The organism is Phaeobacter sp. BS52, assembly GCF_045040595.1.
In the GTDB taxonomy this organism is placed as follows: domain Bacteria; phylum Pseudomonadota; class Alphaproteobacteria; order Rhodobacterales; family Rhodobacteraceae; genus Phaeobacter; species Phaeobacter piscinae.
The window spans coordinates 1032569-1058701 of the sequence record NZ_CP090662.1 but is presented as its reverse complement, the minus strand read 5'-3'; the positions used below and the strand labels follow the sequence as shown (position 1 = coordinate 1058701).

The following is a 26133-nucleotide window of genomic DNA, read 5'->3' as shown; positions in this document are numbered from 1 at the left end:
GATGAGGGAGCGACAGGTCTGCGTCCCCTTATCAGTGATACATCTTTTGATTGCAGGTCTACGTCTTTCGGCTAGTGCGACAATCAAAAGGATAGGCAGTCGATGTTTCCAATCCGGAAACCTGGTTAACCTGTTTGATCGCATTTTACTCAATTACGGCGGGTTTCGATTGACGGAATTCCACCTCCTGAATAGGCATGTCGCTAATTGCTAATTAAACCTTAACGGGAGACGCACCGTGCTTATGCTCATGACATTGCTTGGGGTTGGCCTGCTGGCTGGCGTGATCATCAATGACTCCGATGATTCCGATAGCGCCGAGTCCGGCGCCAACGAAAGCGGTAACGAAGACAACACTGAAACCGTTGTCGAAGGCACTGACGGCGCGGATCTGCTGTTAGGCACAACCGGCAGCGAAAACCTGCTTGGCGGCGCGGGGGACGACAATATTGACGCCCGTGGCGGCCCTGACACCATCGAAGGTGGCGCCGGGAATGATGTTCTCGACGGCGGATCCGCAGCCGATAATGTCTTTGGCGGCGATGGCGACGATACGATGGTGGGCGGCAATGACGATGATTTCATGCGCGGTAACGCGGGGGATGATACCCTAATCGACACCCGCGGTGCGGATCACCTCGTAGGTGGTCAGGGCGATGATCTTATTATTGCGGCCGGGATTCTGAATGAAGGCGCCTATGAGGATATCGTTCAGGGCCGCGAGACACCGATCAGCGAGGCAGAAGTCGAAGCATTGCTGGAGCTCGACTACACCAGCGATCAGGATGGCGAAGGCGACACCATCAACGCAGGGGCAGGCGATGACTCGGTGCTCTTTGGTCTCAACGACACGGTGACCGGTGGCAGCGGCAGCGACAGCTTTGAAACCGGTGCCTGGCTGAGCGAGGATGAGCAGGCCACCATCACCGATTTCACCGCCGATGATGACCGCGTGCTTTATTACTACGATGAAGACGAGGAAGAGCCGGAGCTGGACGTGGTCACCCGCGCCAATGACGATGGCGGCACCGATGCCTTCCTGGTGGCCAATGGCGAGGAAGTGGTGCGTCTGATCAATGCCGGTACCACCTTCAACCTGGCCGAGCATGTTGCGCTGGTCGCCCGCAGCGGCTGATAAATTGCTCCGCTGCGGTGGGTCAATTGATCTGGCCCGCCCCGGCAGAGCCCGCACGAACGCAGCAAAAAACCCGCCCTACCGCATAGCGGAAGGGCGGGTTTTTTCGTTTGCACCGTTCAAGAGTCAGACGCGGATCGCGGCGCCTCAGCGACCTTCGAATTTCGCTAAGCCGTTTTTCCATGAAGGCGGTAACCCCTTCCATGAAATCGCGGGTCTTGCCACATTGACCTTGCAGATGCGCCTCTTCGGACAGTTGCTCCGGCAGGCTGTTGCCATAGCCATCGCGGATTGCCGTCTTGATCGCGCCAAAGGCACGGGTCGGACCAGAGGCCAGATAGGCCGCACGGGCACGCCAATGGGCGTCGAATTCGGCATCTGGAATGGCCTCCCAGATCATGCCCCAGTCGCTCGCCTGTTTGGCATTGATCTTATCGGCAAACAGCGCAGCCCCCATCGCTTTTGCCATGCCCATCTGGCGTGGCATGAACCAGGTGCCACCGGCATCGGGCATCAGGCCAATACGGGCAAAGGCCTGCATGAAATAGGCGCTCTCCGTTGCGATCACCACATCTGCGGCCAGCGCCAGATTGGCGCCTGCGCCCGCCGCCGGGCCATTGACCGCAGCGATGGTCGGCACCGGGCAGTTGTAGATTGCCTCCAGCATCGGGGTGTATTCATCGCGCAGGGTGCGCTCCAGATCCAGCTTGCCCTGGCTTGCCGCATCGGACAGATCCTGACCCGAACAGAACGACACGCCGGAGCCGGTCAGCACCACGGCACGGGCCTCTTTTCCGGCACGCTGCATCGCATGGGTGATTTCCGCCCGCGTCAGACCGGTCAAGGCGTTCATCTTGGCGGGGCGGTTCAGCGTCACAACGGCCAAGCCGTCTTCCAGCGAGAACAGAATTTCCTGGTAATCCATCAAAGGGCCTCGTGGTTAAAGGTTTTTCGCAGACTTGCCTATGCAAGCCTGCAGGAAAAGGCAAACGCCGCGTAACCTCTCGCGGCAAAACCACCCAAACGGTGCGCCCCTGTCGCCCGGTGCCGGAAGGGTTGTGGCCCACGCGATCCGTGGCCCGTGGCATCGAACACCACCGATATCGAACGGTCAGTCTTTCAGAATACGATCCAGTTGCGCCCGCTCCTGCGCGCTGAGCCCCTCTGCGCCGGGATCCTCCGCGCTCGGGGTGCGGCTGCGCGTGCGGATATAGCCCCCCGCCAGTATGAGCGCCAGAACCAACATCAGCGGGCCAGCAGCATAAAGCAGCCAGTTGGCGCCACTTGCCCGGGGGCTGAGCAGAACATATTCGCCGTAACGCTCCACGATGAAATCCATCGCCTCATCATTGCTGTCGCCTGCCACCAGGCGTTCGCGCACCAGAAGGCGCAGATCACGGGCCAGATCGGCGTTGCTTTCGTCGATATTCTCGTTGCGACACACCAGACAGCGCAGGTCGCCTGGACAGCTCGCGCGCGCGGCCTTCCAGCACCGGATCTTCCAGAATTTCGTCGGGTTCAACCGCCAGCGCCGGGGTGCTGGTTATCACCATCGGGGCCAGCAGCGTCAACGACAGCAACAGCCGGGCAAGAAACGCATATCTCATTCCGCTGGCACTCCTTCACGCGGGCGACGGCGCGCGCTAGCCGCAACGCGGAATCGCCGATCTGTCAGGCTCAGCAGCCCGCCAAGCGACATGAGAAGGCAACCGCCCCAGATCCAGTTGGCCAGCGGTTTGATATAGGTCCGCACCGTCCAGCCGCCATTGGCCTGCTGGTCGCCGATCACCACATAAAGATCGCGCAGGAACCGGTAGTCGATTGCGGCTTCGGTGGTGGGCATGCGCGAGACCGGGTAGTCCCGCTTTTCCGGGTTCAGCAGCGCCACAAACCGACCAGCACGGGTCACTTCGATATCTGCCATCGTACTGAGGTAGTTGGGCCCTTGAACACGGCGCACATTCTGCAATTCCAGCGTATAGGCCCCGACGTTGAAGGGCCGGTTCAGTTCGGCAATCCGAATATCCTCATCCTGCCAGGCGGTCAGTCCGGCAATGGCAAAGATCGTGACGCCCAGACCCGCATGGGCCAGCGCCTTGCCCCAGTCGGCGCGCGGCAGGCGCAACAGACGCTGCCAACGCCCGGTCGCACTGCCCCGCAGCCAAAGATCCGCAAAAGCGCCAACAACCACCCAGACACCGATAAACAGCCCAATCGGCCCCAGCCCGGAGCGACCGGTCTGCATCGCCCAGGCCAGCACGCCAAGTGCGATGGCCAGCGCAAAGACAAAGCGCAGGCGCCAGGCCGTGCGCCCCAAAAGACCGCGTTTCCACGGCAGCATCGCGCCCACGGGCAGGATTGCGCCCAGCACCACCATGAAGGGGGTGAAGGCCGTATTGAAGAACGGCGGACCGACGCTCAGCTTGCGGTCAAAGGCCATCTCCGCCACCACCGGCCAGAGTGTGCCGAAGAAGACCACAAAGCAGCTCACCGCCAGAAGGATATTATTGGCCACCAGCGCGGTTTCGCGGCTCACCAGACCAAAGACGCCTTTGGCCTGCATCGCCTGTGCGCGCAGCGCAAACAGCAGCAGCGCGCCACCGGTGAAAAACGCCAGAATATACAGGATAAACACGCCCCGCTCCGGATCACTGGCAAAGGCATGGACCGAGGTCAGCAGTCCCGAACGCACGATAAATGTGCCGATCAGGGAGAAGCCAAAGGCCAGGATCGCCAGCAGGATGGTCCAGCTTTTCAACGCCTCGCGTTTCTCAACCACAATGGCGGAATGCAGCAGCGCCGCCGCCAGCAACCAGGGCATGAAGGACGCGTTCTCAACCGGATCCCAGAACCAGAATCCGCCCCAGCCCAACTCGTAGTAGGCCCACCAGGACCCCAGCGCGATGCCGATGGTGAGGAAGATCCAGGCCGCCAACGTCCAGGGTCGCACCCAGCGCCCCCAGGCCGCATCGACACGGCCTTCAATCAGGGCCGCCACCGCAAACGAAAACGCCATGCTCAACCCGACATAGCCGAGGTAGAGGAACGGCGGATGAAATGCGAGGCCCGGATCCTGCAACAACGGGTTCAACCCCTGCCCGTCAAACGGCGGCACCGCAAGGCGCAGAAACGGGTTGGAGGTAAACAGAATGAAGGCAAAGAACGCGACACCAATCGCCGCCTGCACCGACAGCACCCGCGCCTTCAGCGTTGGCGGCAAGCCATTTCCATACACCGAGGCCACCGCCCCGAACAGGCTGACAATCAGCACCCACAGCAACATTGAGCCTTCGTGGTTGCCCCAAGTGCCGGAGATTTTATAGAGCATCGGCTTGGCGGAATGACTGTTGAGCGCAACCAGCCGCAGCGAGAAGTCGGAGGTGATGAACGCCCACATCAGCGCCAAAAAGGCAAAGCCTGTGAAGAAGAACTGCGCCTGCGCAGCAGGTTCCGCAACCGACATCCAGCCGGGCCAGCGAAAATGGGCGCCAACTAGCGGCACCACCATCTGTACGATGGCAATCACAAAAGCGAGGATGAGGGCGAAGTGACCGAGTTCTGTAATCATAGCCTATCTATAGGGCGATCAGGCAAGGCCGCCAATCGCAATCGGCGCGTCCTCACGCCGCAGTGTCCCCGCCCGTGCCCCTCCGCGCATGCGCCTGAAGGCAACCCGCGCCAACCGTTCATTTGGCTGCCTTTGATAGTTCTATCCACTTAGACAACGCTGGATTTTCTGTTTCTTTGCTTTTACTTACACTGTGACGATGATCTGCTTCGGAAGGATCAGACATCGCGGGGGCCGCAGGCTCAGACGCCCGCAATTCATTGATCCGGGACACATTTGCCGCCACGGCGGGGGCCTGTGCCAGGCTGACGGCAATCTCACGCTGGAAGCCTTGGCTTTTCAACTGCTGACGCGCGCCGAAATAAAACGAGACAATCACCCCAAGCAGCCACCAGAGCGGTTCCGGCACCAGTGCCAGCCCCTGCATGCGGGCGGCGAACCACAGCGGGTCCACCATGGCTGAGCCAAGCAGCGCCAGTGTCGACAACGCCAGCAAGGGACGTGGCAGGCGGTTCACGCCATCCATCCAGCGATCAAACCGACTAACGGGGCCGTGCCCGGCCTGACTGCGGGCGAATTCCGCTGCGAATTGCGCGAGCGCATCGGCCCGGCCGGTGTGATCCCTTACCGCGCTCGGCTTCCGCGTTTTCGCGAAACACCTCCAGCGTTTCGGCAACCACATTGCGCTCCCGCCCGAACAGGCCCCGCAGCACATCCGCAATCAGCCCCATGCCGCCACCCGCGCCTGAAATTCCGCCTCGCTCAACTGGTATTGCGGCGAGATGAAGCTTTCGGCCCGCAGGATCCAGCCCCCTTTGCCGCCCTTGCGAGTGCGGGCGTATTTGCGGCTGGCAGGGCGGCGATCGGCGATGCGGAAGTAATAGTTGCGCCGGGCCACGCCATAGGCATCACGCAGCGCCACCCGGCCAATCTTGGCCGCAGCGCGGGCGGCCCCGGCGGTTTTGGGACCAATCCGCCCATCCACTGCCAGCTCATATCCCATCTGCACCAGCAGTCGTTGCAGGATCCGCACCGCATTGGCCCCGGCGTTGACATACATGTCAAAGACCGAAGGATGCAGCATTTCCGGCAGGGCTGCGATGCGCGGTTTGTTGAAATAGTGCCGGATATAGAGGTCCACCGCCTGCGCCTGGCTGACGGCGGCCACATCTGCCTTGTCGATACGGCCATCGCGCGTCAAATCCATGCCAAGACGCTGTAGCGTACCCAATGTCACGCCATGTTTGGTAGCCCCACCCGGATCATCCGGGTCGTCAACATAACCGCCTTCGCGGGCAACGATTTCCTGAGCGATGGCCTTGATGTCTTGCATGGGTCAGTCCCTTCAATTGGAGTGGGACACCAGCATGACAGTCAAAAATGAGCGCACCCGGACTTGAGCGCGCGCTGAGGGCGCAACACCCTTGAGGTGCGCCCTCGGGCAGAGGGAATTTAGGTTTCCGGCTCCTGATAGACGCCCTGCTCTTTCAGCGCGTCCATCACCTCTTTCGGCATGTAGGTTTCATCATGTTTGGCAAGAATTTCAGACGCTTCGAAGGTGCCGTTGATGTAGCGACCGGTGCCGACCATGCCTTGGTTTTCGGAGAAGAGATCGGGCAGAACGCCCGTATAGGTCACCGGCACAGAGGCGCCGCCGTCTGTCACCACAAAGCGCAGTGTCTCACCCTGACCGCGTATGATGCTGCCTTCTTCCACCAGCCCCCCGATGCGAAACACCTCGCTGGCTTCTGGCGGCTCAGCGATCACCTGGCTGGGGGAGCGGAAGAAGTTGATCCCGTCACGCATGGCATAGCCAATCAGCGCCGTGGCGACCACAAGTGCCACGGTGGTCAGTGCGATGATCTGGATGCGGCGCTGTTTTTTCAGTGACTTCATCGCGGCCTCTTTAGGTGTGGGTCCGGCGCATGTTGCGCCAGACCTTTGGGTCGTTAGGGGAACAGCGGCGCCATCATCAGCCCGGTTGTCTCCTCCTCACCTAACATCAGGTTGGCATTCTGCAAGGCCTGACCGCTGCTACCTTTTGTCAGGTTATCCAGCGCCGCGATGACAATCGTGCGGCCTTCAATCCGGTCCGCCGCTACCCCGATGTGGCAGAAGTTGGAGCCACGGATATGCCGGGTCGAGGGCGCTTCTCCGATGGGCAGCAGCTCAATAAACGGCTCATCCGCATAAGCCTTGGCAAAGGTGTCATGGATCGCCTGCACGTCCCCTTTGACATAGACAGTCGCCAGAATGCCGCGATTGGCGGGCACCAGATGCGGGGTAAACTGTACCTTGACCGGGCGGCCTGCGATCTTGCTGAACTCCTGATCAAATTCACCCAAGTGCCGGTGGGTGCCGCCAACCGCATAGCCGTGGTAGCCTTCGCTCAGCTCCGCATGCAGCAGGTTCTCCTTGAGCGACCGACCCGCGCCTGAGACCGCGCATTTCAGATCCAGAATGATGTCATCCAAGTCAATCACCCCGGCCGCGATCAGCGGCCGCAGGGCAAACTGCCCCGTCGCGGCATTACAACCGGTGCCTGCCACCAGACGCGCGGATTTGATCTCTTCCCGGTAAAACTCGGTCAGGCCGTAAACCGCCTCTTCCTGTTGCGCCAGCGCGGCGTGGGGGTTGCCGTACCATTTCTCGTATTCCGCCGGGTCCCGCAGCCGGAAGTCCGCAGACAGATCGACGATCTTCAGATCCTGCGGCAGGGCGGCAATCACCTCTTGGCTGGTCTTATGCGGCAGGGCGCAGAAACACAGGTCGATGCCAGAAAAGTCGATTTCACCGATCTTGCAAAGCCGGGGCAGCTCCAGATGGCGCAGGTGCGGGAACACCTCGGCCATGGTCATTCCGGCCTTACGCTCCGCGGAGAGGGCCGCAATCTCAATCGTAGGATGCTGGGCAATCAGCCGCACCAGTTCAGCGCCAGTGTAACCGGAGGCGCCAAGAATAGCTACTTTATGGGTCATGTCAGACCTCGTCTTTCGATGTGATATGCCGGTTCCGCAGCCATCTGCGGAGAGAAATAAAGGGACAGAGCCTTGCGCTCTTTGACCAGGAACAAGCTTGGAGAAAGGTTCCCGGGCGTTTGCGCTTAAGCCGCTTGAAAGATCATCTCTCGTCGCAAGAACTGCGTAGCGCGGTCGCTGACACGGGCAGGCATACCGGTGGTGTAGAACCCACCCTGCCCCTGGCCCATCATCTGCGGGTGACGGTCAAGGTAATCCGCCAGACTGTCGGCAACCAATCTGCCCTGACTAAACACCTGCACATCAGCGCCCAATGCGGCCTGAAAGATCTCTTCCATCAGCGGATAATGTGTACAGCCGAGGATCGCGGCCTGCGGCTCCGGCATCTTGCGTTTCAGCGCATCCACATGGCTGCGCACCAAGGCTTCGGCGAGGATCATGTCGCCGTCTTCGATGGCATCCACAACACCGCCACAGGCCTGCGCCTCGACATCGACGCCAATGGCGCGGAATGCCAATTCACGCTGGAACGCCCGACTGGCAACGGTCGCCGGGGTCGCAAAAAGCGCGACATGTTTGGTTTCCACCTCCCGCGGCGGGGAATTGTCGCCCCATTGCCGTTCTGTCAGCGCCTCAATGAGCGGCACAAAGACGCCCAGCACACGTTTGCCTTCAGGGACACCGGCTTCCTGCATCCGCCGCAGCGCTGCTGCCGACGCGGTGTTGCAGGCCAGGACCACAAGATTGCAGCCCTTGGACCACATGTCCTCAACCGCCGCCTTGGTCAGCTGATAAATATCTTCGGCATCGCGCACACCATAAGGCGCATGGGCGCTGTCCGCATAGTAGAGGAAGTCCACATCCGGGAGCCGCTCCTGCACGGCATTCAGCACGGTCAGCCCGCCAAGGCCGGAATCAAAGATACCTACAGCCATCTGTCTCTCTCGCTGTGCGCTCAGGCGCGATGTTTCTCCTCAAACTCATACCCGTAGTCATAGGATTTGAGTGGCGTTGGTGACAGCTCATACGTGGCTTTGCGCAGGAAATCCATCATTGCTTTTGCGTCACTTGCCAGCGGGTCCAGCACATCGCGTCCGATCGGAGTCCCAATAGAGACGCGCACCGGCGTATCGACGCGTTTGCGAAACTCCTTGATTAACAGCCCCATACGCAATGTGGGATGCAAATGGCTGGCCATCTGGAACAGCCGGGAGGTATGCCCGTCAAAGTAGATAGGCACCACAACGGCGCGGGATTTGGCAATCATCCGCGCGGTAAAGCCGCGCCACATCGGGTCCATCGGCGGCACCTTTGGCCGCAAAAAAGGCCGCGCGGCGGTGGAGACGGTGCCACCGGGGAAAATCCCGATGGCGCCCCCTTGTCCGAGATACTCCAACGCGGTCTTACGGGTCTCAAGATTGGTTTTCAGCGCCGCTTTGGTTTCGGCAAAATCAATCGGCAGGATGACGCGGGACAGATCATCAGCCTTGCGAAACACCTGATGGGCCAGAATGCGGAAATCACCGCGCGCCTCGGACAGGATATGCCCCAGCATCAGCCCGTCGAGAATGCCATAAGGATGATTGGCAATCACCACCACCGGCTGATCCTGCGGGATATGAGAGAGCGTGCCGCGCACCACCTCCAATTGCAAGCCGTAACGCGCGCGCATCACGCTCCAGAAACTGTGCCCGGCAGCGACATCGGCCTCATACCCCTCGGCGCGTTTGATCAGTTGCAAACGCCCAGTGACGTTCTCCATCATCCGGATCATCGCGCGTCCGGGCCGGGTCTGAGCGGAATGCGCATAGGAGAGATCACGCGCGCTGCGCATCGCCTCACGCCGGGAGACAGTCCCGGATGGCTGGGTTTTCATGTTGCCATGCGTGCTGCGGGTGGGAAACATGGGATGGGCCTCGTGATCTCAGTCGCGGTCTTACGTAAGGGCAGCCTGCTGCCGCGTTCGGCTATAGAGCCGGTATCACGGTTTGCACAACCGAGGTAACAATCACACGACAGCCCGCCCGCCATCCTGTGTCTTTCTGGTCCTACGCGATGGAACAAACAAAAACGCCCCGGCAAACCGGAGCGTTCTTTGGTGTTTTGGAGGCTGCGCCCGAGGCGGCTGCTGTCGATTACTCTGCGGCGGTCTTCAACTCGGTGCCGCCATGACGCAATGCGGCCAGCAGCTCCTCGCGGCGTTTTGCCGCCTTGGCTTCGTTGGCCTGTTTCACCGGACCAAAGCCCCGGATCTCCAGCGGCAATTCCGCCAGCGCAATCAGCGGCGCCATGATTTCAGGGCTGGCCTTGGGCAGCCATTCCTTCATGTCGGCCTCATACTGCGCAATCAACGCCCGCTCCATCTTGCGTTCAGCGGTGTAGCCAAACACATCCAGCGGCGTGCCGCGCAGGCCTTTGAACTTCGCCAGCAGACGCAGCCCACGTTCCAGACCAGGGCCGAATTTACGCTTCTTCGGGCGGCCATTGGGGTCGGTGCCTGTCAGCATCGGCGGCGCGAGGTTGTAGGAGATCTTCAGATCGCCCTCAAACTCCGCCTCGGCCTTCCCCCGGCTGGACAGCAACAGGCGCGCAACCTCGTATTCGTCCTTATACGCCAGCAGCTTGTGATAGCCTTTGGCGACCGCTTCCTTCAGCGCCTTATCGGAAATGCCGTCCAGCATCTTGCCATAGCGTTTGGCCAGACGGGGGCCCTGATAGTCGGTCAGATGCCCCTTGCGGAAGGCGATCTTCTCCTCCAGCGACTTGGGCAGGTCAACAACATTGGGTTCCGCAAGGCGCGCGGCATCCTGCGGATAAAGCACCGCCCAGCGACCGATATCAAAGGCGCGCAAATTGCGCTCTACCGCGGCCCCGTTGAGGGTGATCGCCTCCTGAATGGCCTCAAGCGTGATTGGCAGCAGACCGCGCTGCCAGGCTGCGCCAAAGATCATCATGTTGGAGAAAATCGAATCTCCCATGCTGGCGCGCGCCAGATCGGAGGCATCAAACAGATCCAGCCGATCCCGCAACCGTGCTTCAAGTGCCACCTGCAACCGGTCGGTGGGAAGCTGGAAATCGGTGTCGCGGGTGAAATCACCGGTGATGATCTCATGGCTGTTCACCACCGCGCCGGTCTTGCCGGTTTTCATCAGACCGATGGTCTTTGCGCCAGCCGACACCACCAGATCACCCCCGATCAGCGCGTCACATTCGCCGGTGGCCACACGGATCGCGCTGATGTCCTCGGGTTTGTTGGCAATGCGGCAGTGGATATGCACCGCGCCGCCCTTCTGGGCGAGACCGGCCATTTCCATCATGCCAGCGCCCTTGCCATCGATCTGCGCCGCCTGTGCCAGCACCGCGCCGATAGTGACAACGCCGGTGCCACCAACCCCGGTGATCACCACATTATGAGTGCCGTTGATGCTTGGCAGCTCTGGCTTCGGCAGGTCCGGCAGATCCAATGCGGCGGTTGGCTCCTTACGGATTTTTGCGCCCTCAATGGTCAGGAAGGACGGGCAGAAACCTTTGACGCAGCTGAAATCCTTGTTGCAGGACGACTGGTCAATCGCCCGTTTGCGGCCCAGCTCAGTCTCCTTTGGCACGATAGAGACACAGTTGGACTGCACCCCACAATCCCCGCAGCCCTCGCAGACGTCCGGGTTGATGAACACGCGCTGATCGGGATCGGGGAACTGGCCCTTCTTGCGGCGGCGACGTTTCTCAGCGGCACAGGTCTGGATATAGATGATGGCGGAAACGCCTTCGACTGTCTCCATTTCCTCCTGCACCACCATCAGCTCAGCCCGCTCGTGCATCCGCATACCCGCCGGGAACAGCTTGGTGTCGACGTCTTCTTTCTCGTCATAGACCACGGCGATGGTCTTCACGCCCATCGCTGTCAGCTCATGCGCGATCTGATGTGCGGTCAGCCCGCCCTCGGCCTCCTGTCCGCCAGTCATGGCAACGGCGTCATTGTAGAGGATCTTGAAGGTGATATTCGTCCCCTCGGCCAGCGCCGCTCGGATCGCCTGCACACCGGAGTGGTTGTAGGTACCATCGCCAAGGTTCTGGAACACGTGCTTGCGGGTGGAGAATGGCGCCTCGCCAACCCAGTTCACACCCTCGCCCCCCATATGGGTAAAGCCGGTCGTCTCGCGGTCCATCCACTGCACCATGAAGTGACAGCCGATGCCCGCATAGGCCCGGCTTCCGTCGGGCAGCTTGGTCGAGGAGTTATGCGGACAGCCTGAGCAGAAATACGGCAGACGGGCCGCGATTTCCTCGGCGTTGTCAGCGCGTTTGGCATCATCCAGCGCGGTCAGCCCGGCGCGGATCGCCTCCGTTTCGCGCCCCTCTTCAATCAGGATCTGGCCCAGTTTCTCGGCAATCATGATCGGGTCGAGCGCGTATTTCGTCGGAAACAGTTCCTCGCGGTGCATGGCACCGGCGCCGCCTTTGTACCAGCCATAGACACGGCGACCGCGACGGTCATCAAAGATGGCTTCCTTGATCTGGATTTCGATCAGCTTGCGCTTTTCCTCGACCACCACGATCAGGTCCAGCCCTTCGGCCCAGTCGTTGAAGCCCTTCATATCCAGCGGCCAGGTCTGGCCGACCTTATAGGTGGTGATGCCCAGCCGTTCGGCCATGGTTTCATCGATGTTCAGCAGCGACATAGCATGGACCAGATCCAGCCAGTTCTTGCCCGCCGCAACAAAACCGATCTTGGCACCGGGTTTGCCCCACATGCGCTTGTCCATCTTGTTGGCGTGGCTGAAGGCCTCCGCCGCAAAGCGCTTGTAGTCGATGATCCGGTTTTCCTGCCGGAACCGGTCATCATCCAGACGGATGTTCAGCCCATCTGCTCAAGCATGTCAAACTCCGGCGTGACCAGCTTCATCCGGTCCGGATCGCCATCAACCACCGAGGTGACCTCTATCGTGTCTTTCATCGTCTTCAGGCCGACCCAAAGACCGGAAAACCGGCTGAGCGCCAGTCCATAGGCACCGTAGTCCAGAATCTCCTGCACGCCAGCGGGGCTGACGATGGGCAGGTAGCAATCCATCAGCGACCATTCCGACTGGTGCAACACGGTGGAGCTTTCGCCGGTGTGGTCATCGCCCATGGCAACCAGGACACCGCCATATTTGGACGAACCGGCCATATTGGCGTGCCGGATCGCATCACCTGAACGGTCAACGCCCGGTCCCTTGCCGTACCAGAGGCCAAAGACACCGTCGTATTTACCCTCCCCCCGGACCTCAGCCTGCTGCGCGCCCCATAGGGCGGTCACGGCGAGATCCTCGTTCAAACCATACTGAAAGGTGACATCGCTGGCAGTCAGATGTTTTTCCGCCCGCTTCATCTGCATATCAACCGCGCCGAGGGGTGAGCCGCGATAGCCTGTGACCAGGCCAGCGGTGTTAAGGCCCGCGGCCTTATCCCGGTGCTTCTGCATCAGCATAAGGCGCACCAGCGCCTGTGTGCCGTTCAGCATCACCTGCGATTTTGTCAGGTCAAATTTGTCGTTCAGAGAAATTTTCTGCGTGCTCATCCTGGGCCTCCCCAACCTCGATTAGCTTGCACTTCTTGGCGTCATATTAGGTCACAATTGCTGACCTGTATACTGTTTTTTGCCGGAATATGTTTCTGACCGCCCTATCAAATTGAAAGTTTCGATACATTTCATATAGGCTACGAAAGAGGCATCGAAAGTGACGGGTATGGATTGGGATAAGCTTAGAATATTTCACGCAGTGGCGGACGCAGGCAGTCTGACCCATGCGGGCGACAAGCTGAACTTGTCGCAGTCGGCGGTCAGCCTAGCAGATTCGCGCATTGGAAGAGAGCCTCAGCTCGACCCTGTTTCACCGCCACGCGCGGGGGTTGATTCTCACCGAACAGGGGGAGTTGCTGTTTGACGCCACCAAATCGATGTCAAAACGGCTTGAGGCCGCCTCGGCCCGCATTCGCGACAGCGAGGAAGAAGTCTTTGGCGAGCTGCGCGTCACCACCACCTTTGGCTTTGGTACCCTGTGGCTGGCGCCGCGCCTGACCAAGCTTTATGAGCAATACCCGGATCTGAAGATTGATCTGATGCTGGAGGAACGCGTGCTGGACCTGCCCATGCGCGAGGCTGATGTGGCCATCCGTATGAAGGAACCCAGCCAGGCAGATCTGATCCGCAAGCGGCTGATGACCGTGCAGATGAAACTCTATGCTTCGCGCGGTTATGTCGAACGCAACGGCGCGCCGGAACAGGCCGAAGATATCGTCGATCACCGGCTGATCTGCCAAAACCCCCGTTCCGCTCAGGTTGGCTCAGCCGCGGTACTGGTGCAGAAACTCATGACCCATAACCCGTCATCGCTGCTGACCGTGAACAACTACTTTGGTGTGTTGCAGGGCGTCATTCATGATCTGGGCATCGGGGTGCTGCCCGATTACGTGACTGAGGACTTTCCCGATTTGGTGCCAGTCCTGCAGGATGAGGACACCAGCGACGTGCCGGTCTACCTCGCCTACCCGGAAGAATTGCGCCATTCCCGGCGGATTTCCGCATTCCGGGATTTCGTCCAGAACGAGATTATTGCACATCGCAAGCATATGAAAGAACTGGGCAAAATATGACATCTGGCGAGCCATGCAAAAAATGCATGGCGGCCTTGCCATTTTCCAAGTCTGATTGCCCTTGATCGGGGCGCATTGCACCCCTAAATCAACTCTCGAAGGCAGCGACACTGTCGCCCTTCATACCTCCCTGTTGGACTTCGGCCGAGCTTAGTGCTCGGCCTTTTTTTTGGCCCATACTCGCTCTATGCCCCGGCGGCTCTGGCGACATCGGCACCTGCAACGTCACAGCCCGCCTGACCCCCGTCAACCGGCTCATCCCGTCTTGGTCGGTACTTGCGTGCGGTATTCACCCAACTGCTGCACATTTCAGCGCCAGTGCCGGATTTATCGCCCCTCTCCGTATAAATATCGTCCAGATCGGCAGGAAAGCCGCTGCAGCCCGGTCCACAAAACAGGTCGTTTCCCGTCTCATCATGACCCCGGTTTGTTCAGCCCCATCAGGGGGTTGAACAATGAGCATCTGGTTAACGCTCGCATGAAAACCCACCCGATTTCGAAAAAATCAGGAACCTTTGGCGGGGACACCCCGTTGGGTAGCCAGAACACAAGACACCAACGCATCTGACTTGAAGGAGAGCAACAATGCTTCGCATGACCTCTATCGCCGCCCTGATCGCCATGACCGGTGCTGCCAGCGCTGAAGTGCTGACCGAAAACGCCACCCCGAATGATGCGGGCGAGACATTCCTTGAGGAAAACATCGAATTCATGGGCGCGCCCGTGGTTGACGTAAACGGCGTGTTCCTGGGCAAGGTTGTCGAGGTCGGCACCGAGCCGGGCCCCGACCGTAAAATCCTGGTCGAGTTCCGCGACAGTTTCTCCGACAAGCTGAGCGGCCTGCGCTTCAACCTTGATGGCATGTGGGAAACCGACGGCGTGCTGCGCATGGGTCAGACCACTGGCGAGCTGCGGACCATGCTTGAAACCTACGCCAACGAAAACCCCGACAAGCTCACTGATGGCTCCGTCTTGAACTAAGCGGCACAGTCAGACAGTGATCGCCCCCGCATCTCGCGGGGCCGGGGATCAGATTTGGGTCAGAGCCACAGCGGCTCTGGCCCTTTTTCCATATGTGACCACCTCCAGCAACGCAGCGCACCAAAGCGCCAGCAGCCGCCTTGCGCTTTTTCCTTCCCCCTTGGCCCTCCTTGCCCTAAAAGGCGCGCAATCGCAGCCATTGGGGACGTTACACGGATGCAAGAACCCGCCATCACGCCTGAACTGATTGCCAACCACGGGTTGAAGCCCGAGGAATACGATCTGATCCTCGAAATCATCGGGCGGGAGCCAACATTCACGGAGCTGGGCATTTTCTCGGCCATGTGGAATGAGCACTGTTCTTACAAATCCTCCAAAAAATGGCTCCGCACCCTGCCGACCGACGGCCCGCAGGTGATCTGTGGCCCCGGTGAAAACGCAGGGATTGTGGATATCGGCGACGGCGATGCCGTTGTCTTCAAAATGGAAAGCCACAACCACCCCTCCTACATCGAGCCCTATCAGGGTGCGGCGACCGGGGTTGGTGGCATTCTGCGCGACGTCTTCACCATGGGCGCGCGGCCCATCGCCTCGATGAATGCGCTGTCCTTCGGCGAGCCGTCCCATCACAAGACCCGCCAGCTGGTCAACGGTGTGGTTGAGGGCATCGGCGGTTATGGCAACTGCTTTGGCGTGCCTTGTGTTGGCGGCGAAGTGCGCTTCCATCCCGCTTACAATGGCAACTGTCTCGTGAACGCCTTTGCGGCTAAGCCTCGCCAAAACTGACAGCATTTTCTACTCCGCCGCCTCCGGCGTCGGCATGCCGGTTGTATACCTCGGCGCCAAAACTGGTCGTGACGGCGTTGGCGGAGCCACCATGGCCTCCGCCGAATTCGACGACACAATCGAGGAAAAGCGCCCCACCGTTCAGGTCGGCGACCCCTTCACCGAAAAACGCCTGATGGAAGCCACGCTGGAGCTGATGCAGACCGGCGCGGTGATCTCAATTCAGGACATGGGCGCCGCGGGCCTCACCTGTTCTGCCGTGGAAATGGGCGACAAGGGCAAGCTGGGCGTCAAGCTGAACCTCGAAGACGTACCGCAGCGCGAAGAGAACATGACGGCCTATGAGATGATGCTGTCGGAATCTCAGGAACGCATGCTGATGGTGCTGAAACCCGAACTGGAAGCCGAAGCCCGCGCCGTGTTCGAGAAATGGGACCTCGATTTTGCCATCGTCGGCGAGACCATCGCCGAGGATCGCTTCCTGATCCTGCACAATGGTGAGGTAAAGGCAGATCTGGTTCTATCGAAACTGGCCTCCACCGCACCGGAATACGACCGCCCCTGGGTGGAGACCCCCGCGCCTGAGCCGCTCACCGACGCGGATGTGCCCACCATTGATCCGATTGACGGCCTGAAGGCGCTGATCTCCAGCCCGAACTATGCCGGCAAACAGTGGGTCTATGAGCAATATGACACCACGGTCATGGGCGACACCGCCCGCCGCCCCGGCGCAGGCTCCGGTATTGTGCGGGTGCATGGCACCGACAAACAGCTGGCCTTCACCTCCGACGTGACGCCACGCTACGTGATGGCAAACCCGTTCGAGGGCGGCAAACAGGCGGTGGCCGAGGCCTATCGCAACCTGACAGCTGTCGGCGCCACGCCCTTGGCGACAACCGACAACCTGAACTTCGGCAACCCTGAAAAGCCCGAAATCATGGGTCAGTTTGTTGGCGCCATCAAAGGCATCGGCGAGGCGGTTGCAGCCCTCGATATGCCAATCGTTTCCGGTAATGTGTCGCTCTACAATGAAACCGACGGTCAGGGCATCCTGCCCACGCCCACGATTGGCGCGGTTGGCCTGATCGCTGCGGGCGAGGACGCCATCACCGGCGAAGTCCGTGACGGTCACATCGCCCTCCTGATCGGTGACACCATCGGCCATCTTGGCCAGTCGGCACTGCTGGCCGAGGTGTTCAACCGCGAGGACGGCGATGCACCGGCGGTGGATCTGGCGGCGGAGAAGCGCAACGGCGAATTTATCCGCGCCAACCGCGAGCTGATCAAAGCCTGCACCGACCTTGGTGACGGCGGTCTGGCCATGGCAGCCTTTGAACTGGCCGAAGGCGCCGGTGTTGGCGTGCAGATCGACGCGGGCGACACCCCGACCGTGTTTGGTGAGGATCAGGCGCGCTATCTCGTGGCCTGCAACTTCGATCAGGCCGAGGCACTGATGATGGCCGCAGGTCAGGCCGGTGTCACGGTCACCAGCGTCGGCAAATTCGGCGGCGACATGGTGAAGATCGGCGGCTCAGAGGCCTCTCTGACCGAACTGGCCGACATCTTCCGCTCGAGCTTTGCCGCTGCTGTGGCCTAAAGACAGCCAGCGTTGGGGCATAGACCTCAGCACTCGAATACCGGGTGGGATGGCGGCGTCATCCCACCCCTTTTTTTGACCTCTCTCAGGTGACCCAATGCCCCTGCCCGGCCAGTCAGCACCGATCGACTTCCCCGCGCTGACAGCCGATTGCAGCCGCTGCGCTGCGCTTTGTTGTGTGGCCTACCCGTTTGAGGAAGACGAGGATTTTGCGATCCTGAAGGAGACGGACCACCCCTGCCCCAACCTCTCGCCCTCCTGTTTCAACTGCACCATCCATGCCGATCTGAGCGCCCGTGGATTTGGCGGCTGTATCGCCTATTCCTGCGCTGGCGCCGGGCAACGGGTGACCGAGGTGCTGTTTCAGGGCGAGACATGGCGCGACGATCCTGACCTCCTGCCACATATGACCCATGCCCTGCGTGTCCTGCGCCCCATCCATGAGGCGCTGCTGATCCTGCAGGAGGCCGCTGCCCTGAGACTCCCCGACGCACTGCGGGCGGAGCTGACCCGCCTGAGCGAGACCCTTGCCGTGCGCGATGGCACCTCGATCTGGGATTTCGAGGAACCGGAGGTGCAGGCCGCCCTGGCGCAGGTTCCTGAGTTCGTGCCGCGCCTTGCCCCCTATGTGGTGCCGCGCGGCTAATCCGCCTTGCAGAGGTCCCTGCAGCACCCTACATTTTCCATAAGCTAGAAATAAGGACATCCCCCCAATGCCGATGCAAGCCCAAGAAATCGAAGACCTGCTGCGCGAGAGTTTTCCAGATGCGGAAATTCAGGTTGGCGGCCATGATGGTGTGCATATGTCCGCGATGGTCATCGACGAGAGCTTTCGCGGCAAGAACCGTGTCCAGCAGCAGCGCGCGGTCTATGCCGCGCTGAAGGGCAAGATGGATGGCGCCAACGGGGAGCTGCACGCCCTCGCCCTGACCACAAAGGTGCCTGAGTAACCCGACATGTCGCTGTTCATGTCCCTTCTGATCCTCGGCATTGTTGTCATGACCGCGCTTGTCGCGCTGATTGGCCAGCGCCGCGCGCCGATTGAAGAGGATGAAACAGATCCGGATCACCACACCCTGCGCTCTGACTATCAGTCGGGCATGGGGGGTGGTTCAATGCGGACCTGGAAGGTGCCCAAGGATCCGGACGCCTACGCCCGCTTCTTTGTGCCCAAGGGCAAAAAGTAACAGCGCCACCCGAAATTCCCGGCGCCGATTGGCAAACCCCCGCTTTGTGCCTATATGACGGCCAACGGACCATCGGCCCATCCGCCAAAAGGAAACGCAATATGACCGACGTTAAAACCCGCATCGACGAAACCGTCAAAGCCAGCGATGTCGTGCTCTTCATGAAGGGCACCAAGGATATGCCGCAGTGTGGCTTCTCCTCACGCGTGGCTAAGCGTCCTGAATTACATCGGCGTCGACTACACCGATGTGAATGTGCTGGCTGATGAGGAACTGCGCGCTTAAGCATCAAGGATTATTCCGACTGGCCGACCATCCCCCAGCTTTACGTCAAAGGTGAGTTTGTGGGCGGTTGCGACATCATCACCGAGATGACCCTGTCGGGTGAACTGGACGGAATGTTTGAACAAAACGGCGTCACCTTCGACAAGGACGCCGCTGACAAGATCCGCGAAGCCAACGGCTAAACCTGCGGCATCCGATCCAACGCGATCGGCTCAGAAACACAATGAAAAAGCCTGCCACGGTCTGCGTGGCAGGCTTTTTTCGTCATGAAAGCGCTTTGCGACTGCGCCACCTCAATAGACGAAGGGCAGGAATTTCGCCGTCCGCGCAGCGTAGGCGCGGAACTCCGCCCCGTAGCGATCCGCCAGATACCGGTCCAGCGCCGGAATATGGTAGAAAATGAACATGCCCGTCATCAGTATTGGCACGACTCCCGCCCAAAGCGACGCTGTCAGGATGGCCCATCCGGTGAACAGAATACTGTCGCCGAGGTAGTTCACATGCATCGCATAGGCAAACAGCCCACCGGTGTAACAATGCCCCTTGCTCTCTGGCTGCTTTTTCCACTGCCACCGCTGCAGCTCCGATCCGGTGTTCACCGCGGATCCGATCAGCAATAGCACGCCGCCCAGAATATCCCATGGACCAAACGGCGCCGCCGCGCCGGAGATCAGCCCCGCGCCCAACAGCAGAAAGCCAATTTCGAAAGCGGCCATAAATGCCGCCAGCCCCAGCCCCTCCGACAGATCGACCTTCCGCTGGAGCAGGACAAACAGCGTCACCAGATGGCGCAGGAAATACAGCGCAGCTGCCCCGGCCAGCAGTTTCGCGCGCATGGGATCCGGCCAGTCCAGCCCGCCAAAAGCCAGCCAAAGGCAGACCAACACCGATCCGGCATGCAGGGCTGCAAAACACAGTTTGCTGCGCAACGACCGCCCATGGGAGCGGTCAACACCGCCATAGTTGCTGCTCATTCGAATGTCCCTTCGTGATTTCCGCCGCGACCGTACTCCGGATCTGGCGGGTTATTTCGTCCAAATGGTCTGCAAAAACTATTGGACAGTTCGTCTGGGCTCTGTCAATTCTATTTCGACCATATGGACGAAATAATGCCGAAGATTATTGACCACGACGCCCACAGCCAGGGTCTTGCCCGCCGCGCGGCAGAGTATTTTTCACACCATGGCTATGCCGGTAGCAGTATGCGCAAAATTGCCGCGCATCTGGGGCTGTCGAAAAGCGCGCTCTATCACTATTTCCCGACCAAGGAGTCGCTGTTTCTGGCCTGCACGCATCAGGTGATGGGCACATTCGCGTCCTTGGCCATCGCACCGGATGCAACTGAGGCACAGAAACTGGCACAGCTGACGGATCTGCTGCGGCCGGGTTTTGCCCGGGAGATGGCGCTGATTTTCGACTATTTGCGCGGTAAATCCGCCGAGGAGATCGCCGCAGATGAGGCGATGCAGCTTGCATTGTCGACATATCGCCGGGCTGTTGCGGACATTGTCGGAGAGGGCGCGGCAGAGACCGCCCTTGCCCAGCTGCTCGGCACGCTGCTGCTCGAATTCATGTCTGGACGATAAAGCCGTCCATGTAAAAATCACCGCAAACCCAGAGGCTTGCGGTGACTATTTCATGTTACAATTCTCTGACCGGACCAGTTAGCTTGCTGCGGTTTGCTCTTCCAGCTCCTGCGCCAGCGCTTCGGTCCGCGCGGCCAGCTCCGCCAATGTCTCGGTCACCAGTGGCGGCACAACAGGCACCTCAATCCGTTCCGGCTCCGGTGCCGGTGCTGCGCGCAGCTCCGCCAATTCGGCATTGCGCTCCGCCAGCTCGGCCTCGATCTCCTTGATGCGGTCCTCAACGGCGGCGGTTTTATCCGCCAGCATCAGCCCCGCCATCAACAGCATCCGCGCCTCAGGCATCCGCCCGATCTGGTCGGACAGCACCTGCGCCTCATCATCCAGCATTTTGGCGGCGGAATGCAGATAGCTCTCTTCTCCCTCCTGGCAGGAGACTTCAAAACCGCGACCCCCGATATGAATAGTGACTTCGGGCATCAGATTTCCTCCCCTTCGGGCATAGGCTGGGCGGTAAGCGGCGGCGGCGTAGCGGACATGACTGCGGTATCCGCAAATGGCGCCCCAGCCGGGTCGGCGATGGTCGCCTCCGCCCCGAGCAGCGGCTCCAGTTTGGCCAATACTGCGTTGACCTCAGCCTGATCGCTGGCCCGCGCCGCCGTCAGCGCATCGATATCGGCCTGCAGCGCCGCGTTGATCAGCGCCGCGTCGCCAACGCCCGCTGCATTCGCCTCCCGCAGGGCCGCGTTGGAGGCGCGCAGCTGATCATTGCTCTGCCGCAGCTCTTGCAACGTCGCATCCAGACGCAGCAGCGTTTCATTCTGCTGGGCGATATCCTCGACACTCGGGCCTGCGGGACGTTCCGCAAGCGCGGCTGTCGCGCGCGCGGCGTCGGACTGTGCGGCCTCCAGTTGGCGCCGCAGCGCCTCCGCCTCAGCCTCCAGCGCAGCGGTGTCGACTGCCGCTCCCAGATCATCCGGTTGTTCGGCCAGCTCTTCCTGAAGTCGCGCCAACGACGCCTGCGCCTCGTCCAGCTCATCTTGCAGGGTTTCGCGGGCGGTGGCCGCCTCATTGCCCTGCACTTCCATTTCCTGTTTCAGCCGCGCCACTTCTGCCTTCAGCGCGTCTTTCTCGCTGGTGTTGCTCAGCTCATTGCGCAGCAACTCCACCTCGGATTGCAGCGCGGCCAGCTCACCGATATCGGCGCCGGGCGCCGGGGCGGCGTTGGCCTCGGCCTCTTCCAGCTTGGCGCGCAGCACTTTCAGCCGCTCTTCCAGCTGGGCATTGGCGAGTTTTTCCTCTTCCAGCGCGCGGCTGAGGTCATTCTGCGCTGCATCCGTCTTGGACTGGGCCTCTGCCTGGGCCTGAACATGGGCCTCCGCCGAGGCGCGCGCATTGGCCTGTAACGCCGCAGCACCGCTGCCAATCCGGTCCATTGCCGCCAGGATCCGACCCTGCAATTCTTCGATCTGCTCCATGCCTGCCCCTTTACGACCCCGTGAGTGTCTGCCGGTCTTGTCCGCCGGTCCCATATGCAGCGCTCTCACCCACGTTCGGCGGCCTGTTTTGCATCCAGGGCGCGAATCAAGGTGGATCTGACGCTGCACATCCAGCTTAGTTCATGCAGGGATAAATTACCCCCTGTTTGCTTTCAACCACTTGCAGCGTCAACTTCGCGCAGGAAGCCGCGCAAACGCTTGATCTTTGCCATATCACTGCTATTGAGCGCTCAGTCTGCCGAAAACCCAGAGGAAAAATCCAGTGGATCTGACAGCCCTGCGCAACGCAAACCCCGAACATTGGACCAAGGCCGCGGCCATCCGTGCCCTGACCCTTGATGCCGTTGCTGCGGCAAATTCGGGCCATTCCGGCATGCCGATTGGCATGGCCGATGTCGCCACCGTCCTGTTTGAAAAACACATGAAGTTCGATGTGGCCAATCCCCAGTGGCCCGACCGCGACCGGTTTATCCTGTCCGCCGGTCACGGCTCCATGCTGATCTACTCGCTGCTCTATCTCATGGGTGACGCGCAAGTGACGCTGGATCAGGTGAAAAACTTCCGTCAGATGGGCGCGCTGACCGCTTAGCCACCCCGAGAATTTCCTGATTGATGCGGTGGAAACCACCACGGGCCCGCTGGGTCAGGGCATCGCTAATGCCGTCGGCTTTGCCATGGCAGAAGAAATGCAGCGCGCGCAGTATGGCCGCAAGCTGGTCGATCACCACACCTATGTGATCGCGGGCGACGGCTGCCTGATGGAAGGCATCAGCCAGGAGGCCATTGGCCTCGCCGGTCGTCATTCCCTGGGCAAGCTGATCGTGCTTTGGGACAACAACAACATCACAATCGACGGCACCGTTGAACTCAGCGACCGCACCAATCAGGTGCAGCGCTTCAAGGCGTCGGGTTGGCAGGTCATCGAAATCGACGGCCACGACCCCAAGGCCATCGACGAGGCGCTCACCGCGGCGAAGAAGTCGAAGAAACCGTCGATGATCGCCTGCAAGACGCATATCGCGCTGGGTCACGCTGCACAGGACACCTCCAAGGGTCATGGCGCGCTGACCGACGCCGACCAGATGCGGGACGCCAAAGCGGCCTATGGCTGGACCACCGGCCCGTTTGATGTGCCCGCAGACGTCAAATCCCAGTGGGAAGCCATCGGCCAGCGCGGCGCATCCGAACGCGAAGCCTGGGAAGCCCGCTTTGCCGAAGCCTCCCAGCAGAAGCAGGACCGCTTCAACCGTGCTTATGCGCTGGACGCGCCCAAGAAACTCTCCGCCACCGTCAAGGCGCTGAAAAAGCAGGTCTCCGAAACCCAGCCCAAGGTGGCCACCCGGAAATCCTCCGAGATGGCGCTGGAAGTGATCAACCCGATCATGCCGGAAACCGTGGGCGGCTCTGCGGATCTCACCGGTTCCAACAACACCAAGACCGGCGATCTGGGCATCTTTGACACGGATAATCGCAAGGGCCGTTACGTCTACTGGGGCATCCGTGAGCACGGCATGGCCTCCGCGATGAACGGTATGGCGCTGCACGGCGGCATGCGCCCCTATGGTGGCACTTTCTTCTGCTTCACCGACTATGCCCGCCCCGCGATGCGTCTGGCGGCCCTGATGAAGATCCCGACTGTCTTTGTCATGACCCATGATTCCATCGGCGTTGGCGAAGATGGCCCGACCCACCAGCCGGTCGAACATCTGGCGATCTGCCGCGCGACCCCGAACACCTACGTGTTCCGTCCCGCCGACACCGTGGAAACCGCAGAGGCCTGGGAAATCGCCCTCACCTCCAAGGACACCCCCTCGGTGATGACCCTGACCCGTCAGAACCTGCCCACCGTGCGGACCGAGCATAAGCTCAGCAACCTCACAGCCAAGGGCGGCTATGTTCTGGCCGAAGCTGAGGGCAAGCGTCAGGTCATTCTGATCGCCACCGGTTCTGAGGTCTCTGTCGCGATGGACGCCAAGGCGAAGCTGGAAGCCGACGGCATCGGCACCCGCGTGGTCTCCATGCCCTGCATGGAGCTGTTCGCAGAGCAGGACGAAGCCTACCGCCGCAAGGTCCTGCCCGCAGGCCCCGTCCGCGTCGGTATTGAGGCCGCCATGCGTGCAGGCGGCTGGGATCGTCTGCTGATGGGTGAACGCGGCCAGGAAAAGAAAGCCGCATTCGTGGGCATGGACAGCTTCGGCGCCTCCGCCCCCGCAGGCGAGCTGTTCGAGCGCTTCGGCATTACGGCTGAGGGCACAGTGGCGAAAGTGAAAGAGCTGCTGGGCTGAGGCCCGTCAAACACTAGAAACAGAAAAGGGCTCCTGTCGGAGCCCTTTTTTTTTCGGTTTGAACCACCTATTGCGCGTTGTCAGTTTCGGCCATTTCCTTCAACGCATCATAGGCTTTCTGTGCATAGTCCAAACGCAGCTCGTAGTTACCGCTGGCGACGATGAATTCTGGAGGTTCTATCCCCGCAGCAAGGAAAGCTTGCGTCATTTGAGTGCCGGAAAGCGGGACATAGTCCGAAGACTCGCCGCTGAATTTGTTGAATAACCGGCCTCCGAACCAGCCACTGCGAGCTTGTGCCTGTTTTGCGGAATGCAGGCGAAAATGGAGGAAACCGTACAACTGTTTCACGTCCATGGGGGCGAGGTCCGCTGCCTTACTGATTGCCGAGAGCAAAGACGCCGTTCCGCCTGTCGAGATTTCACCTGCTGCGACTTGGTTTGGAGTTGGGCCGGAAAGAATCTTGATAATTGGCTTATTCAAAAGCGAATCCTCAAACTATTGCAATCATATGACTTATCACTTTCAGTGTCCCGCAGACTTCCCCGAAATCGCCGCAATCACCGGCCCCACAACCTTCGTCGCCAGTGGGATCAGCACCAGTCCCCAGGCCAGGCCGAACACCCCATCCATCGCCGCCTTGGCGCTCCACTCAGCAAAGCCCGCCCAGGCGGCAGGCACCGCGTGGCCGACGGCATAAGCCCAGTCGTGGATGTGATGGCCCAGCCAGCCAAAGCCCAGCACCTCCAGCCCGTGAATGATGATGGAACCGCCAACCCAGAGCATCGCGGCGGTGCCGACCACCGACAGGATCCACATCAGCACCGGCATGAATTTCACCAGCCCACGGCCCAGCCCACGCCCGATGGGCGTTGGTGCGTTGCCCGCCAGATACAGGCCCACGTCGTCCATCTTCACGATCACCGCAACCGAGCCGTAGACAGCCAACGTCACACCAATCGCGACCACCGCCAGTGTTGCCGCCTGCATCCAGACATTCGGCGCCTCAATGGCAGCCAGCGCAATGGTCATGATCTCAGCGGACAGGATAAAATCGGTTTTGATGGCGCCCTTGATCTTCTGCTCTTCCAGATGACCGGGGTCCTTGACGCTCATATCTTCGTGGACCGCGTGGCTTGCGTGCGGGAACAGCACGTGAAAAATCTTCTCGGCGCCCTCAAAACACAAATAGGATCCGCCCAGCATCAGCAGCGGCGTGATTGCCCAAGGCGCGAAATTGGCCAGCAACATGGCGACCGGCATCAGCAGGATCAGTTTGTTGAACAGCGACCCGCGGGTGATGCGCCAGATGATCGGCAGTTCGCGCGCCGGGGCAAAGCCTTGCAGATACTTCGGTGTCACCGCCGCATCGTCGATGATCACGCCCGCCGTTTTGGCCCCGGCCTTCCCCGCCGCTGCTGCCACGTCATCCACTGACGCCGCAGCCACCTTTGCAATGCCTGCCACATCATCGAGCAAAGCCAACAAACCGCTCATACCGGGATCCTTTTTCTAGTCGCGCGCATTTTGGCCCACCCTATCCTATCGCCTATCAGGTACAAGCCGTTGAGCCGCCCGTTTGTTCCCGCCGGGCCTTTGATGCTGTCTTCATCTGCTG

17 protein-coding genes and 8 pseudogenes are annotated in these 26133 nt (G+C 60.4%); 10 read left to right on the top strand and 15 right to left on the bottom strand.

Annotated elements, in window-relative coordinates; all coding sequences use genetic code 11:
* Positions 1 to 244: 244 nt before the first annotated feature.
* The gene (locus L0Z65_RS05205; RefSeq protein WP_254683181.1) at positions 245 to 1135 is read left to right on the top strand and encodes a calcium-binding protein; all 891 of its coding nucleotides are present in this window, start codon (positions 245 to 247) and stop codon (positions 1133 to 1135) included.
* Positions 1136 to 1282: 147 nt separating this feature from the next.
* On the opposite strand, the pseudogene L0Z65_RS05200 reads toward L0Z65_RS05205, so the two are convergent.
* The 10 genes and pseudogenes from L0Z65_RS05200 to L0Z65_RS05155 all read right to left on the bottom strand — a co-directional run bounded on the left by L0Z65_RS05200 (position 1283) and on the right by L0Z65_RS05155 (position 13238).
* A pseudogene (locus tag L0Z65_RS05200) lies at positions 1283 to 2060 on the bottom strand (enoyl-CoA hydratase-related protein).
* Between the two features lie 186 nt (positions 2061 to 2246).
* Positions 2247 to 2742, bottom strand: a pseudogene (locus L0Z65_RS05195) (cytochrome c-type biogenesis protein).
* Positions 2739 to 4703 carry a heme lyase CcmF/NrfE family subunit gene (locus L0Z65_RS05190; RefSeq protein ID WP_405111384.1) on the bottom strand — a complete coding sequence of 655 codons (1965 nt, stop codon included), beginning with the start codon at positions 4701 to 4703 and terminating at the stop codon, positions 2739 to 2741. Before L0Z65_RS05190 ends, L0Z65_RS05195 begins: the two are co-directional and overlap by 4 nt.
* 118 nt (positions 4704 to 4821) lie before the next feature.
* Positions 4822 to 5434, bottom strand: a pseudogene (locus tag L0Z65_RS05185) (holin family protein).
* Positions 5425 to 6036 (bottom strand): holin-associated N-acetylmuramidase, encoded by a 612-nt coding sequence (locus tag L0Z65_RS05180; RefSeq protein WP_405111381.1) that lies wholly within the window; start codon positions 6034 to 6036, stop codon positions 5425 to 5427. The pseudogene L0Z65_RS05185 and the gene L0Z65_RS05180 overlap by 10 nt, the downstream one beginning before the upstream one ends.
* Before the next feature lie 119 nt (positions 6037 to 6155).
* On the bottom strand, positions 6156 to 6599 hold the full coding sequence (ccmE, locus tag L0Z65_RS05175; RefSeq protein ID WP_040169618.1) for a cytochrome c maturation protein CcmE: 444 nt from the start codon (positions 6597 to 6599) through the stop codon (positions 6156 to 6158).
* A gap of 53 nt (positions 6600 to 6652) precedes the next feature.
* Positions 6653 to 7681, bottom strand: a complete 1029-nt coding sequence (gene argC / locus L0Z65_RS05170) for an N-acetyl-gamma-glutamyl-phosphate reductase (RefSeq protein ID WP_405111378.1) — start codon at positions 7679 to 7681, stop codon at positions 6653 to 6655.
* Positions 7682 to 7806: 125 nt separating this feature from the next.
* Positions 7807 to 8616 carry a glutamate racemase gene (locus L0Z65_RS05165; protein ID WP_405111375.1) on the bottom strand — a complete coding sequence of 270 codons (810 nt, stop codon included), beginning with the start codon at positions 8614 to 8616 and terminating at the stop codon, positions 7807 to 7809.
* 20 nt (positions 8617 to 8636) lie between these two features.
* Positions 8637 to 9557 carry a lysophospholipid acyltransferase family protein gene (locus L0Z65_RS05160; protein ID WP_405112463.1) on the bottom strand — a complete coding sequence of 307 codons (921 nt, stop codon included), beginning with the start codon at positions 9555 to 9557 and terminating at the stop codon, positions 8637 to 8639.
* Positions 9558 to 9816: 259 nt separating this feature from the next.
* Positions 9817 to 13238, bottom strand: a pseudogene (locus L0Z65_RS05155) (indolepyruvate ferredoxin oxidoreductase family protein).
* Between the two features lie 169 nt (positions 13239 to 13407).
* On the opposite strand from L0Z65_RS05155, the pseudogene L0Z65_RS05150 reads away from it, so the two are divergent.
* The 7 genes and pseudogenes from L0Z65_RS05150 (at position 13408) to grxD (ending at position 19332) form a co-directional block, all read left to right on the top strand.
* Positions 13408 to 14314: pseudogene (locus tag L0Z65_RS05150) on the top strand (LysR family transcriptional regulator).
* A 585-nt stretch (positions 14315 to 14899) separates the two neighbouring features.
* The gene (locus L0Z65_RS05145; RefSeq protein WP_024097071.1) at positions 14900 to 15295 is read left to right on the top strand and encodes a hypothetical protein; all 396 of its coding nucleotides are present in this window, start codon (positions 14900 to 14902) and stop codon (positions 15293 to 15295) included.
* Between the two features lie 216 nt (positions 15296 to 15511).
* Positions 15512 to 17678: pseudogene (gene purL / locus L0Z65_RS05140) on the top strand (phosphoribosylformylglycinamidine synthase subunit PurL).
* Positions 17679 to 17775: 97 nt separating this feature from the next.
* On the top strand, positions 17776 to 18324 hold the full coding sequence (locus L0Z65_RS05135; protein WP_405111372.1) for a hypothetical protein: 549 nt from the start codon (positions 17776 to 17778) through the stop codon (positions 18322 to 18324).
* Between the two features lie 67 nt (positions 18325 to 18391).
* Complete coding sequence (locus tag L0Z65_RS05130; protein ID WP_096789236.1) at positions 18392 to 18628, top strand: BolA/IbaG family iron-sulfur metabolism protein; 237 nt, start codon at positions 18392 to 18394, stop codon at positions 18626 to 18628.
* A gap of 6 nt (positions 18629 to 18634) precedes the next feature.
* A complete protein-coding gene (locus L0Z65_RS05125) occupies positions 18635 to 18865 on the top strand; it encodes a hypothetical protein (RefSeq protein WP_405111369.1) in 231 nt (76 codons plus the stop codon).
* A 101-nt stretch (positions 18866 to 18966) separates the two neighbouring features.
* A pseudogene (gene grxD, locus L0Z65_RS05120) lies at positions 18967 to 19332 on the top strand (Grx4 family monothiol glutaredoxin).
* Between the two features lie 111 nt (positions 19333 to 19443).
* On the opposite strand, the gene L0Z65_RS05115 reads toward grxD, so the two are convergent.
* Entirely contained in the window at positions 19444 to 20124 is a 681-nt protein-coding gene (locus tag L0Z65_RS05115; RefSeq protein WP_405111366.1) for a DUF1295 domain-containing protein, read from the bottom strand.
* 135 nt (positions 20125 to 20259) lie between these two features.
* Between L0Z65_RS05115 and L0Z65_RS05110 the strand changes: the two genes are divergently transcribed.
* Entirely contained in the window at positions 20260 to 20736 is a 477-nt protein-coding gene (locus tag L0Z65_RS05110; protein WP_405111364.1) for a TetR/AcrR family transcriptional regulator, read from the top strand.
* A 78-nt stretch (positions 20737 to 20814) separates the two neighbouring features.
* On the opposite strand, the gene L0Z65_RS05105 is transcribed toward L0Z65_RS05110, so the two are convergent.
* Together L0Z65_RS05105 and L0Z65_RS05100 are read right to left on the bottom strand one after the other, a co-directional pair.
* The gene (locus L0Z65_RS05105) at positions 20815 to 21213 is read right to left on the bottom strand and encodes a cell division protein ZapA (RefSeq protein WP_405111361.1); all 399 of its coding nucleotides are present in this window, start codon (positions 21211 to 21213) and stop codon (positions 20815 to 20817) included.
* Complete coding sequence (locus tag L0Z65_RS05100) at positions 21213 to 22211, bottom strand: hypothetical protein (protein ID WP_405111358.1); 999 nt, start codon at positions 22209 to 22211, stop codon at positions 21213 to 21215. The genes L0Z65_RS05105 and L0Z65_RS05100 overlap by 1 nt, the downstream gene beginning before the upstream one ends.
* Before the next feature lie 283 nt (positions 22212 to 22494).
* On the opposite strand from L0Z65_RS05100, the pseudogene tkt reads away from it, so the two are divergent.
* Positions 22495 to 24517 (top strand): annotated as a pseudogene (gene tkt, locus L0Z65_RS05095) (transketolase).
* A gap of 67 nt (positions 24518 to 24584) precedes the next feature.
* Here tkt and L0Z65_RS05090 read toward each other — a convergent pair.
* Complete coding sequence (locus tag L0Z65_RS05090; RefSeq protein ID WP_123618699.1) at positions 24585 to 24998, bottom strand: hypothetical protein; 414 nt, start codon at positions 24996 to 24998, stop codon at positions 24585 to 24587.
* A gap of 42 nt (positions 24999 to 25040) precedes the next feature.
* On the bottom strand, positions 25041 to 26012 hold the full coding sequence (locus tag L0Z65_RS05085; protein ID WP_405111355.1) for a DUF808 domain-containing protein: 972 nt from the start codon (positions 26010 to 26012) through the stop codon (positions 25041 to 25043).
* Positions 26013 to 26133: the final 121 nt, after the last annotated feature.